This window comes from Microbispora catharanthi, assembly GCF_006334915.2.
Lineage (GTDB): Bacteria > Actinomycetota > Actinomycetes > Streptosporangiales > Streptosporangiaceae > Microbispora > Microbispora catharanthi.
The window spans coordinates 160,496-172,327 of the sequence record NZ_VDMA02000014.1 but is presented as its reverse complement, the minus strand read 5'-3'; the positions used below and the strand labels follow the sequence as shown (position 1 = coordinate 172,327).

Sequence of the window (11,832 nt, the reverse complement as noted above, 5' to 3'; positions counted from 1 at the left end):
GCCTGCCCCGGGCAAAGGACACTGCGGAAAACCGCGTCAGCCCCCGGCCGCGCGGACGAGCGGAAGGGTCCGGTACGGCACCGGCGTGTCGAGCGCGATCACCGATTCGGTCCTGACGACGCCCTGCACGTCCACGATCAGGTCGATGACGCGCTGGAGGTCGGCGTTGCTGCGGGCGACCACGCGGCAGAGCATGTCTCCCCCGCCGGTGATCGTGTGGACCTCCAGGACCTCGGGGATGAGCGCGAGCTGGTCGGCCACCGGCACGTGTCCCGCGACCTGCCTGATGTGCAACGTCACGAACGCCGTCACGTCGAAGCCGAGCGCGGCCGGATCGATGTCCGGGCCGTAGCCGGTGATGACTCCCTTCTCGGCCATCCGGTCGAGCCGGGCCTGCACCGTCCCCCGGGCGACGTTCAGCCTGCGGGAGCACTCGAGCACGCCGATCCTGGGCTCGGCGGCCAGCAGTGCGACGAGCCGGGCGTCGAGATGGTCAATCGTCATAACGATTTCCCCTTGCATGAAGCGAAGACTGAGCATATTGTCCACCGAATCAACTCACTGTTGCGCAAATTGGCCATGCCAACGGACAGTTGACGCATGAACGATGTCTTTCCGGTTCACGGCATGGACGCGGTGGTCTTCGCGGTCGGCAACGCGAAGCAGGCCGCCCACTACTACTCGACCGCCTTCGGGATGCGCCTGGTGGCCTACCGGGGGCCGGAGACGGGCAGCCGCGACGAGGTGGCGTACGTCCTCGTGTCGGGCTCGGCCCGGTTCGAGCTGCGCGGAGCCGTACGCCCGGGCACGCCGCTCGCGCGTCACGTGGCCGAGCACGGCGACGGCGTCATCGACCTCGCGCTGGACGTGCCGGACGTGGAGGCGGCCTACCGCCACGCGCTGGAGCAGGGGGCCCGGGGGCTGGAGGAGCCCCACGTGGTCGAGGACGACCACGGCAAGGTCGTGGTCGCGGCCATCGCGACCTACGGCGAGACCCGGCACACGCTGATCGACCGTGCCAACTACACCGGGCCCTACCTGCCGGGATACGTCGCGGCCGAGCCCATCGTCGCGCCGCCCGCGGTGAAGAACGGCCGGCTCTTCCAGGCGATCGACCACTGCGTCGGCAACGTCGAGCGCATGGAGGAATGGGTGGAGTTCTATGAGAAGGTCATGGGCTTCACCAAGATGGCGGAGTTCATCGGCGACGACATCGCCACCGAATACTCGGCGCTGATGTCCAAGGTCGTCGCGGACGGCACCCGCAAGGTCAAGTTCCCGCTGAACGAGCCCGCAGAGGGCAAGAAGAAGTCCCAGATCGAGGAGTTCCTGGAGTTCTACGGCGGCCCTGGCGTGCAGCACATCGCGCTGGCCACCAACGACATCGTCACGACGGTCGACGCCATGCGCGAGGCGGGCGTCGAGTTCCTCGACACGCCCGACTCCTATTACGACGACCCCGAGTTGCGCTCCCGCATCGGCGAGGTCCGCGTGCCGGTCGAGGAGCTGAAGAAGCGCCGCATCCTCGTGGACCGCGACGAGGACGGCTACCTTCTGCAGATCTTCACCAAGCCGGTGGTGGACCGTCCGACCGTCTTCTTCGAGCTCATCGAGCGTCACGGCTCCCTCGGGTTCGGCAAGGGCAACTTCAAGGCGCTCTTCGAGGCCATCGAGCGCGAGCAGGAACGCCGCGGCACCCTCTGATCCGGCCTCTGACGCACCCTTTGCGCGCGCCCGGCTTTGACCGAAGAGCGGCGGGGTGACCATTCAGCCATGGGAACACCGCCGCCTCCGGGAAGCCCGCACGAGGAACCGAGGATTCCCTGGACGCCCCCGCCTTTCGGGCAGACGGCGCCGCGGCTCGCCGGCCGCTGGCGCCGCCTGTTCGCCGGGATCGTGGACGCCGTGCTCGTCGGGCTCGTCACCTCGCCGCTCACCTGGGACAACTGGAGGGCCGTGTACGACAGCACGACGGGGACGGTGGGGCGGGTCCCGGTCGGCAACGGCCTTCTCCTCGGGGTGATCGGGTTCCTCTACTACTGGCTGCTCCAGTCGTTCTGGAACGGCCAGACGGTGGGAAAGAGGCTGTTCGGCATGCGCGTCGTGCGGGAGACCGGGGAGCCGGCCGGTCCCGGGCCGATCGCGGTGCGGCAGGCGGTCGAGATCGTGCTGGGCTGGCTGTGCTGCCTCGGGCTGGTGAACCTCGCGTGGATCCTGTTCGACCGCAGGAAGCAGGCCCTGCACGACAAGGCGGCCCGGACGGTCGTCGTGGACGCCTGAGACCCGCCCGCCCGCCCGCGGACCCCGGCGACCCCCGGGCGACCCCCGCGAGCAGGGAAAACGTCCGGAGTCACTACCCGGACCACACCCCGGCCTCGCGTAGAGTTGCCAAACATATGTCCACGCATCGTCTTCCTCCGTTCCCCGCGCCGACCACGACGCCGACCACCACGCCGACCGGTGTGCGGGCCGGCAGGTCGGTCTCCGCCCTGATCTGTGCCGTGGCCGTGGGGGCCGCCACGGCCTGCGCGCCGTCCGAGGGCGCGGTCGCGCCGTCCCAGGCGGCGGCGGTCGCCCCGGCGTCACCGGGTGCGGGCGCGTCGAGGAGCACCACGGGCGCCCCGGGGATCGGCGACCCGGACTTCCCCGGCGACGGCAACGGCGGCTACGACGTCCAGCACTACGACCTGCGCCTGTCGTACGACCCGTCGTCGAGGAAGCTCGCGGGCAGCGCCACGATCGAGGCCAAGGCCGCACAGGACCTCACGTCGTTCGACCTCGACCTGCACGGGCTCACGGTGAGCCGGGTGACGGTGGACGGCGGGGCCGCCTCGTTCAGCCGCGGCAAGGACGAGCTCGTGATCGAGCCGGGCAAGCGGATCTCGAACGGCGACCGGTTCGCGGTCACGGTCGACTACTCGGGCGTGCCGGAACCGATGCGCGACTCCGTCAACCTCGGCGAATACGGCTTCATCTCCACCGCGGACGGTGCGTTCGTCACGTGTGAGCCGAACGGCGCGAAGACCTGGTTCCCGTCGAACGACCACCCCTCGGACAAGGCGACCTACGACTTCCAGATCACCGTTCCCGAGGGGCTGACCGCGATCGCCAACGGCGAGATGGCCGGGACGCCGCAGACCAGGGCGGGCAAGACGACCTTCGTCTGGCAGGAGAAGCACCCGATGGCGAGCTACCTCGCCACGATGACGACCGGGAAGTTCCAGATCCGCACCGGCACGAGCGACAAGGGCCTGCCGATCTACGTCGCCGTCGCCGACTCCTTCCGCGGCTCGCTCGGCCAGCTCCTCACGCAGACGGGGAAGATCACCGACTACTGGTCGACCGTGTTCGGGCCGTACCCCTTCTCCTCCACCGGCGGCGTGATCGACGACTACGCGGCGGGGTACGCGCTGGAGAACCAGACCAAGCCCATCTACGGCGGCTTCTCCCCCGAGCCCGCGATCATCGCGCACGAGCTCGCGCACCAGTGGTTCGGCGACAGCCTGAGCATCGCGCGCTGGCGGGACCTGTGGCTCAACGAGGGCTTCGCGACGTACGCCGAATGGCTGTGGGCGGAGCACACCGGTCAGTACACGGCCGATTCGGCCTTCAAGCGCTACTACGCGAACGCGGCGGACTCGATGTGGGCCTACCCTCCGGGCGCGGCCCGCGCCGACGACCTGTTCAGCGCGGCCGTCTACAACCGCGGCGCGATGACGCTGCACGCCGTGCGCAGGGAGATCGGCGACGACAAGTTCTTCCCGCTGATCAGGGCGTGGACCGACGCCCACAGGTACGGCAACGTCACGACGCAGGAGTTCATCGCGCTGGCCGAGCGCGTGTCGGGCAAGAACCTCAAGGGGCTGTTCGACGCCTGGCTGTTCCAGCCGAAGCGTCCCGCCCCGATCACCTGACCGTCCACACCGGGGAAGCTAGGAGAACAGCAGCTTGTAGCCGTCCCGCCGCAGCGCGCTGAGCACCTCGTCGCAGTGTGCCGGGCCACGGGTCTCCAGTTGCAGCAGGACCTCGGCCTCCTCCAGATGCAGGCGGGAGCCGAACCGCTCGTGCACCACGTCGAGCACGTTGGCGCCGAGGTCGGCCAGCCGGGCCAGCAGCGCGGCCAGCGCCCCGGGACGGTCGGTCAGCCGGATGCGGAAGGCGAGGTAGCGACCCGCCGCCGCCAGGCCGTGCCGCAGCACCCTGGCCAGCAGCAGCGGGTCGATGTTGCCACCCGACAGCACCACGACCACCGGCGGCTCGAACGCGTGCGGCTGGTCGAGCAGCGCCGCGACCCCCGCCACCCCGGCCGGCTCCACCAGTAGCTTCGAGCGTTCGAGGCACAGCAGCAGGGCCCGCGACAGCGACTCCTCCGAGACCGTCACGACGCTGTCCACCAGATAGTGGATCAGCTCGAACGGCAGCTCGCCCGGCCGCCCGACCGCGATGCCGTCCGCCATCGTCGACGTGGGCTCGACCATGACAGGACGGCCCGCGGCCAGCGAGTCGGGGTAGGCCGCGGCCCGCTCGGCCTGAACGCCCACCACCTTGATCCCCGGACGCTGGGACTTCACCGCGAGCGCGACCCCCGCCGCGAGACCGCCGCCGCCGATGGGCAGCACGATCGTGGCCGTGCCGGGAAGCTGCTCAAGGATCTCCAGGCCGACCGTGCCCTGCCCGGCGACCACGTCGGGGTGGTCGAACGGGTGGATGAACACCGCGCCGGTCCGGTCGGCGTGCTCCCTGGCCGCCTGCAGGGCCTCGTCGACCGTGTGCCCCGCGAAGACCACGTCCGCGCCGTACGCCCGGGTGGCCTCCACCTTCGGCAGCGGCGCGCCCTCGGGCATGTAGACGGTCGACTTGGCCCCGACCAGCGACGAGCCCAGCGCCACGCCCTGCGCGTGGTTGCCCGCGCTGGCCGCCACCACGCCCCTGGCCCGCTCCTCCTCGCTCAGGCGCGCGATCCGCACGTACGCCCCGCGGATCTTGAACGACCCGGCCCGCTGGAGGTTCTCGCATTTGAGGTGCACCGAGCCGCCGACGATCTCGGACAGCACCCGTGAGTGCAGGACGGGCGTCAGCGCCGCCACTTCCGACAGCGACTCGCGCGCGGCGACGACGTCGTCGTACGTCACCTGTGGGACAGCCATGCGCCAATCATCACAGGTTCCGGGGAGCGACACGCCTTCAGATGCCGGGCGACCAGTATCTGTCCCCGGCGATCACCAGGGCGGCGGCGCCGACGAGACCGGCGTCCTGGCCGAGCGCGGCGGGCACGACCCGCACCCGCCCGGCGAACCCCATCCGGGTGTGCTCCCGCAAGGCCTCCTCCAGGGGCCGGAAAAGCAGGTCGCCCGCCTGGCTGAGCCCGCCGCCGACGGTCACGAGGTCGAGGTCGCACAGGTTGACGGCCGAGGCGATCGCGACGCCCAGGGCGCGCCCGGCCCGGGCCATCGCGGCCAGCGCGATCGGGTCGCCCGCCGCGGCGTCGGCGGCCAGCCTGCGCGCGGTGGCCGTCCCCTCCTCCCGGTAGAGGTCCCCTTCGGTGACGGCATCGCCCGGAGACCAGCCCTGGGCGAGCGCCCAGGCGGCGAGGCCGGGGCCGCGGGCGATCGCCTCCAGGCAGCCGTTGCCGCCGCAGCCGCACGGCGGGCCCTCGGGGTCGACCACGACATGGCCGATGTGACCGGCGTTGCCCGTCCCGCCGTCGATGAGCCTGCCGCCGAGGATCAGCCCGCCGCCGACCCCGGTCGACACGACCATCCCCAGCATGGCCGCGCTCCCCCGCCCGGCGCCGCACCAGTGCTCGGCGACGGCCAGGCAGATCGCGTCGTTGTGGATGCGGACCGGGACGCCGGGAAAGCGCGCGGCCAGCCTCCCGCGCAGCGGGAAGCCGCTCCAGCCGCCCATGTTGAGCGGCGAGACCTCCCCCTCGGGCCAGGTCATCGGGCCGCCGCAGCCGATGCCCACGCCGGCGAGGGCGGTGGGCACGTCCAGCCGGTCGAGCAGGGCGGTCAGCGTGCGCCACAGCGTCTCATCGTCGGCGCCCTGCGGGGTGGCGACCCGCTCGGCGGCCACGACCTGCCCATCCGGCTCCACCAGCCCCGCCGCGAACTTCGTGCCGCCGATGTCGACGGCCAGAGTGAGGTCGCTCACGCGCCCGCTCCCGTACCGGTGGACAGTCCCGTGCCGCTGGAGAATCCGGTGCCGCTGGAGAAGACGAGCAGCGACGCGGTGAAGCCGTGGACGTGGTTGTGCCCGCTGACCGGCCCGACCTCACCCGCGGCGAAGAACCCCGCCACCCCGATCGGCCCCAGCGTCTCGCGTACGGCGAGCGCGTCGTGGTCGGCCGAGCCGAACATGCCCGAGCCCCGGCCGTTGCAGGAGAACAGCAGGGCCCCCTCGACCCGGCCGGAGTGCTGCTGCAGGTGGGCGTCGAGCAGTTCGTAGAGGTCCTCGTCGGCGGCCTCGGCATCCCTGACCTGGAACCGCACCGTCCTGCCGATCTCGATCACGTCGCCGACGGCCACCGCCTCGCGTTCGGGATCGATGCCGATGACCCCGCGGATCAGGAAGTCGCCGCGCTCGTGGCGCTCGGCGTACTCGTCCATGGCGATGCCGATCTGTAAACCGGCGGCCACCAGGTCGCGGTCCTCCTCGTCGAGGGCGCTGACGATGTCCTCCAGGCGGGCCAGGGCGGGCTGGCCGGCGAGCTCCAGCAGCACGTTGTCCTCGGCCCGGGTGACGGCCATGGATGGCCCGATGGGCCGGCAGCCCTGGCTCACCACGGTGCCGATGTTCACCGCGCCGCCGATGATCACTCCGATCGCGCCGGAGTCGTGGACCTCTCCGTTGGCGAACAGCCGCACGGAACCACGGCCCTGGAGCCCGTTGGCCAGGCCGCCGACGATCGGCAGGCTGCCCAGCACCTCGTGCGAGTGCTCGATGAACGCGTCGGTGGGGAAGCTGTAGGGGTCGGCGAGCAGGATCGCGGCCCGGTCGTCGGGGACGCGCTCGGGCAGCCCCACGACCACGAACCTGTCCTCCGTCCTGAGCGTCTCCAGGGCGAAGGTGTCGATCCTGGCGCCGCCGAGGGAGGCCGCCCACGCGCTCACGGCCGGGGTCAGCTCCACGCCCTGGCCGTGCCCGATGACGCCGGTCGCGCTGCAGCCGATCACGTCGGCTCCGGACGCGACGGACATCGCCCGCCGGCCCGCCATGGCCACGTCGTCGGGATCGTCCCCGCAGATGAAGAAGCACACCAGGTCTGGCGGACCCGACAGGCCGGCCAACGCCTGGCGTACGGCCGTCTCGGCCGCTTCCACCAGGTTTGCGCCCACGGCGAGACCGTCGGCGAAGCGGCTCGTCAATACCGCCATGTCTCGCCCTCTCTTCCTCCGCGACTGTTTCCTTGGGCCGATTCTCCCCACTGAAAGGAGGTCGACGCACGGGCCGCCCGGCCAATTGGGCCAGGCGTCCTGCAGCCGTGTCTCCCAAACCCGGCTGCAGGATCGTCTGATGGGGACGTAGGCTCGACTCCGTGCACAAATCGCCCACGCCTGCCCCCAGCACTCTGCGTGAACTGCGCGAGAGTGGACACCGATACCGCACGGTCAAGGCCGAGATCAGGGAGAACCTCCTGGCCCGGCTGCGGGCCGGCGAGAACCGGTTCCCCGGCATCGTCGGCTTCGACGACACCGTCCTGCCCCACCTCGAGAGGGCGCTGATCGCCGGTCACGACCTCGTGCTCCTCGGCGAGCGCGGCCAGGGCAAGACCCGCCTGATCCGCACCATCACCGGCCTGCTCGACGAGTGGTCGCCCGTGGTCGAGGGCTGTGAGATCAACGACCACCCGTACGCGCCGGTCTGCGTCCGGTGCCGGCGGCTGGCCGCCGCCCACGGCGACGACCTGCCGGTCGCGTGGAAGCACCGCGAGGACCGGTACGGCGAGAAGCTGGCCACCCCGGACACCTCGGTCGGCGACCTGATCGGCGACGTCGACCCCATCAAGATCGCCGAGGGCCGCACGCTCGGCGACCCCGAGACGGTCCACTACGGCCTGGTCCCCCGGACCAACCGGGGCGTCTTCTCCGTCAACGAGCTGCCCGACCTGGCCGAGCGCATCCAGGTGGCGCTGCTCAACGTGCTGGAGGAGCGCGACATCCAGGTCCGCGGCTACAACCTGCGCCTCCCCCTCGACATCCTGCTGATCGCCAGCGCGAACCCCGAGGACTACACCAACCGCGGCCGGATCATCACCCCGCTGAAGGACCGCTTCGGCGCGGAGATCCGCACGCACTACCCCCGGACGGTCGAGGACGAGCTGGTCCTGATCCGCCAGGAGGCCGACCTCGGCGCCCTCGGCGCGGACCTGCCCGACCACCTGGTGGAGGTGATCGCCCGGTTCACCCGTCTGGTCCGCGAGTCCACCGCCGTCGACTCCCGCTCGGGCGTGTCGGCCCGCTTCTCGATCGCCGCCGCCGAGACCGCCGCCGCCTCCGCCGTACGGCGGGCCGCGCTGACCGGGGAGGAACGGCCCGTCACGCGGGTGTGCGACCTGCCCGGCGTGGTCCACACGCTGCGCGGCAAGGTCGAGTTCGAGGTCAGCGAGGAGGGACGGGAGATCGACGTGCTCGCCCACCTGCTGCGCCGCGCGACGGCCGAGACCTTCCGCGCCTCGCTCGGCGGCGCCGACCTCGCGCCGCTGCTCGACAGGTTCGGCGAGGGCGCGCAGGTCGAGTCGGGCGAGCTGGTGGCGGCCCACGAGCTGCTGCGCAGGATCGGCCGCGTCGAGGGCCTGTCGAAGATCATGGCGCGGCTCGGCATGGGCGAGGGCGACGAGTCGCCCGGCCACGCCGCCGCGGCGCTGGAGTTCACGCTGGAGGGGCTCTACCTGATGCGCAGGCTGTCCAAGGACGAGACCGACGGCGGCACGGTGTACCGGACGTGAGCTACTTCTACCGGGAGTACCACGACGGGCCGGACCCGCTGGCTCCGCCCTACGACGTGCGTTCGGCGCTGGACGAGATGGGCGACGCCATCCTGTCCGGCTCGACACCGCTCGACGCGCTGCGCGACCTGCTCAGGCGGGGGCTCCCCGGCGCTCCCGACCGCCGCGGCCTCGACGACCTGCTCCGCCAGGTGCGGCGGCGCCGCCGCGAGCTGCGGGAGAACACCCGGCTCGACGGCACGCTGGAACGCGCGCGCGCCCTGCTCGACAAGGCGATCGGCCAGGAGCGGGCCGAGCTGTTCCCTGATCCTTCCGACGACGCCCGCTTCCGGGAGTCGGCGCTCGACGCGCTGCCCTCGGACACGGCGCGGGCGGTTCAGGAGCTGGCCGACTACGACTGGCGGTCGGCCGCCGCGCGGCAGACGTTCGAGGAGCTGCGCGACCTGCTGCGCCGGGAGGTCCTCGACAGCCAGTTCCGCGGCATGCGCGACGCGCTGGCCAACCCCGACCCGGCCGCCATGGAGCGGGTCAGGCAGATGATGTCGGACCTCAACGACATGCTGGACCGCGACGCCCGGGGCGAGCACACCCAGGATGACTTCGATCGGTTCATGCAGCAATACGGGGACATGTTCCCCGAGAATCCGCGAAACCTCGACGAGCTGGTCGACCAGCTCGCCCGCCGCGCCGCCGCCGCGCAGCGGCTGCTCGCCTCGCTCACCCCTGAGCAGCGCGAGGAGCTGGCCGGGCTGATCAACCAAACGCTGGAGCAGGCGGGCCTGGCCGAGCAGATGCGCCGGCTCGGCGACGCCCTCTACGCCCGCCGCCCCGACCTCGCCTGGGGCGCCCCCGAACGGGTGTCCGGCGAGCAGCCGATGGACATGGGCGACGCCGTGACGGCCCTGCAGGAGCTGGCCGACCTCGGCGATCTGGAGACCGCGCTGCGCCAGGACTACCCCGGCGCCCGGCTCGACGACATCGACGAGGCCGCCATCAGGCGGGCGCTCGGCCGCTCGGCCGTGGACGACCTGGAGGCCCTGCGGCAGGTCGAGCGCGAGCTGGAGGCCCAGGGCTACCTGCGGCGCAACCGCGGCAAGCTGGAGCTCACCCCCAAGGCCGTACGCCGGCTCGGGGAGACCGCCCTGCGCCGGGTCTTCGCCTCGCTCGACTCGGGCCGCCGCGGCGACCACGACCAGCGCGACGCGGGCACGGCCGGGGAGCCGACCGGATCGACCCGTTCGTGGCGCTTCGGCGACGAGCAGCCCATCGACGTCGTGCGTACGGTCGTCAACGGCGTACGGCGGGGCGGCGGCGCGCCGGTGAGCCTGTCGGTGGACGACTTCGAGGTCGTGGAGACCGAGCGGCGTTCGGCGGCGGCCGTGTGCCTGCTGGTCGACCTGTCCTACTCGATGGCCCTGCGCGGCACCTGGGCGGCGGCCAAGCAGACCGCCCTCGCCCTCCAGGCGCTGGTGGCCTCGAAGTTCCCGCAGGACGCGGTGCAGATCATCGGGTTCTCGAACTACGCGCGGGTGCTGCGGCCCGACGAGCTGGCCGGGCTCGAATGGGACATGGTCCAGGGCACCAACCTGCACCACGCCCTGCTGATCGCGGGCCGTCACCTCGACCGGCACCCGGACTTCGAGCCGGTGGTTCTGGTGGTGACCGACGGCGAGCCGACGGCGCACCTGATGCGCAACGGCGTGCCGCGTTTCGAGTGGCCGCCGTCGCAGGAGACGCTGACGCTGACGCTCGCCGAGGTCGACAAGATGACCCGGCGGCGCGCGACGATCAACGTCTTCATGCTGGCCGCCGACGACCGGCTGCGCGAGTTCGTGGACGAGGTCGCCCGGCGCAACGGCGGCCGCGTCTTCTCCGCCAGCGCCGACCGCCTCGGCGAGTACGTCGTCAGCGACTTCCTGCGCGCCCGCCGCACCCGTTGACGAGGGCCGGGCCGGCCGCACGCAGCCCGTGGTCGCGGCCCGGTCCTGGCCCGGTCGCGGCCTTGAGGGGACGCCGCGAAGCGGTTCGTCGCCTCTCATGCGGGCATGGCTAAGCGCATCGGCGTGATACGGGGGGCGCGTCAAGCACCGGACACTCGGAAAGACGGGCAGCGGGCGCGAGCGGGGAGACGGCGGCCGTGACCCCGGGAGACGGTACCGGCGGATCGATAATCGATTGCCGACCGGGCTGCAATCGGCGGACGATAGACAGGCATCCCCTGTTCGCGCTGGTCGTTCCACATGCCGGTGGAAGGAGCGCTCCCATGTTCGCAGCGGTCGGCCTCGTCGTTCTCATGATCCTCACCGGAGTGTTGTACGAGATGGCGGTCCACAACCGCCCCCGTCGCCGGAAGTAGTTCCTCGACGCCCCGGCGTCCGACGCGCCCACTACGAGGGCTCCGGGCGACTGCGGGCCGATAAGCCCAGGCGATAGCCTCTGCCCATGTCGCCTCTCGACCATTTCCTGCTGTGGCTGCACATAGGATTCGCGATCTTCGCGCTCGGTCCGCTCACGGCGGTCACGAGCGTCACACCGCGCTACATCCGGGCCAGGGAGGTCGCGGTGCTGCGGTATCTGCACCGCGCGACCCGGCTGTTCGGCCTGCTCACGATCGGGGTCTTCCTGTTCGGCCTGCTGCTTGGCCGCAGCGCTCTCGGCGCGCCCTACCTGTCGGTGTCGATGACGCTGTTCGTCGTCGCGGCCGTCCTGCTGGTGATCGTCGAGCGTGACCAGCGCACGGCCATCGCGGCACTGTCCAGCGAGTCGCCGGAGGACGACGCCAAGGTGCAGACCGGTCGGATCGCCGCACTGGGCGGCATCAGCGCCCTGATCTGGCTCGTCATCCTGTTCCTGATGGTCTTCTTCAACCCCTGAGAGAAAGATTC

General features: G+C 71.5%; 10 protein-coding genes. 6 read left to right on the top strand and 4 right to left on the bottom strand.

The genetic code is table 11. The annotated features are described in order from the left end of the window. Positions 1–36: 36 nt before the first annotated feature. On the bottom strand, positions 37–504 hold the full coding sequence (locus FH610_RS25415) for an Lrp/AsnC family transcriptional regulator (RefSeq protein ID WP_139577332.1): 468 nt from the start codon (positions 502–504) through the stop codon (positions 37–39). Positions 505–600: 96 nt separating this feature from the next. On the opposite strand from FH610_RS25415, the gene hppD reads away from it, so the two are divergent. The 3 genes from hppD (at position 601) to FH610_RS25400 (ending at position 3,914) form a co-directional block, all read left to right on the top strand. Beyond that, positions 601–1,704: a 4-hydroxyphenylpyruvate dioxygenase gene (gene hppD, locus FH610_RS25410; RefSeq protein WP_139577331.1), complete on the top strand. Its 1,104-nt coding sequence runs from the start codon at positions 601–603 to the stop codon at positions 1,702–1,704. A gap of 69 nt (positions 1,705–1,773) precedes the next feature. Beyond that, the gene (locus FH610_RS25405; RefSeq protein ID WP_139577330.1) at positions 1,774–2,280 is read left to right on the top strand and encodes an RDD family protein; all 507 of its coding nucleotides are present in this window, start codon (positions 1,774–1,776) and stop codon (positions 2,278–2,280) included. Between the two features lie 116 nt (positions 2,281–2,396). Then, a complete protein-coding gene (locus FH610_RS25400; protein ID WP_139577329.1) occupies positions 2,397–3,914 on the top strand; it encodes a M1 family metallopeptidase in 1,518 nt (505 codons plus the stop codon). A gap of 18 nt (positions 3,915–3,932) precedes the next feature. Here FH610_RS25400 and ilvA read toward each other — a convergent pair whose 3' ends face one another. The 3 genes from ilvA to FH610_RS25385 are packed head-to-tail and all read right to left on the bottom strand — an operon-like array spanning position 3,933 to position 7,376. Then, positions 3,933–5,147 (bottom strand): threonine ammonia-lyase, encoded by a 1,215-nt coding sequence (ilvA, locus tag FH610_RS25395; protein WP_139577328.1) that lies wholly within the window; start codon positions 5,145–5,147, stop codon positions 3,933–3,935. A 37-nt stretch (positions 5,148–5,184) separates the two neighbouring features. Next, a complete protein-coding gene (locus FH610_RS25390; protein WP_139577327.1) occupies positions 5,185–6,153 on the bottom strand; it encodes an ROK family protein in 969 nt (322 codons plus the stop codon). After that, a complete protein-coding gene (locus FH610_RS25385; protein WP_139577326.1) occupies positions 6,150–7,376 on the bottom strand; it encodes an FIST signal transduction protein in 1,227 nt (408 codons plus the stop codon). Before FH610_RS25385 ends, FH610_RS25390 begins: the two co-directional genes overlap by 4 nt. Before the next feature lie 161 nt (positions 7,377–7,537). Here FH610_RS25385 and FH610_RS25380 point away from each other — a divergent pair, with 161 nt between their 5' ends. The 3 genes from FH610_RS25380 (at position 7,538) to FH610_RS25370 (ending at position 11,821) form a co-directional block, all read left to right on the top strand. Beyond that, positions 7,538–8,947 carry a sigma 54-interacting transcriptional regulator gene (locus FH610_RS25380; RefSeq protein WP_139577325.1) on the top strand — a complete coding sequence of 470 codons (1,410 nt, stop codon included), beginning with the start codon at positions 7,538–7,540 and terminating at the stop codon, positions 8,945–8,947. After that, positions 8,944–10,887 carry a vWA domain-containing protein gene (locus FH610_RS25375; RefSeq protein ID WP_139577324.1) on the top strand — a complete coding sequence of 648 codons (1,944 nt, stop codon included), beginning with the start codon at positions 8,944–8,946 and terminating at the stop codon, positions 10,885–10,887. Before FH610_RS25380 ends, FH610_RS25375 begins: the two co-directional genes overlap by 4 nt. A gap of 502 nt (positions 10,888–11,389) precedes the next feature. Then, a complete protein-coding gene (locus tag FH610_RS25370) occupies positions 11,390–11,821 on the top strand; it encodes a hypothetical protein (RefSeq protein ID WP_139577323.1) in 432 nt (143 codons plus the stop codon). The last annotated feature ends 11 nt before the right edge of the window (positions 11,822–11,832 follow it).

Coding starts and splice junctions, on each gene's coding strand:
- FH610_RS25405 (WP_139577330.1), top strand. CDS start 1,774: ATGGGAACACCGCCGCCTCCGGGAAGCCCGCACGAGGAACCGAGGATT.
- FH610_RS25415 (WP_139577332.1), bottom strand. CDS start 504: ATGACGATTGACCATCTCGACGCCCGGCTCGTCGCACTGCTGGCCGCC.
- FH610_RS25385 (WP_139577326.1), bottom strand. CDS start 7,376: ATGGCGGTATTGACGAGCCGCTTCGCCGACGGTCTCGCCGTGGGCGCA.
- FH610_RS25400 (WP_139577329.1), top strand. CDS start 2,397: ATGTCCACGCATCGTCTTCCTCCGTTCCCCGCGCCGACCACGACGCCG.
- hppD (WP_139577331.1), top strand. CDS start 601: ATGAACGATGTCTTTCCGGTTCACGGCATGGACGCGGTGGTCTTCGCG.
- FH610_RS25370 (WP_139577323.1), top strand. CDS start 11,390: ATGTCGCCTCTCGACCATTTCCTGCTGTGGCTGCACATAGGATTCGCG.
- ilvA (WP_139577328.1), bottom strand. CDS start 5,147: ATGGCTGTCCCACAGGTGACGTACGACGACGTCGTCGCCGCGCGCGAG.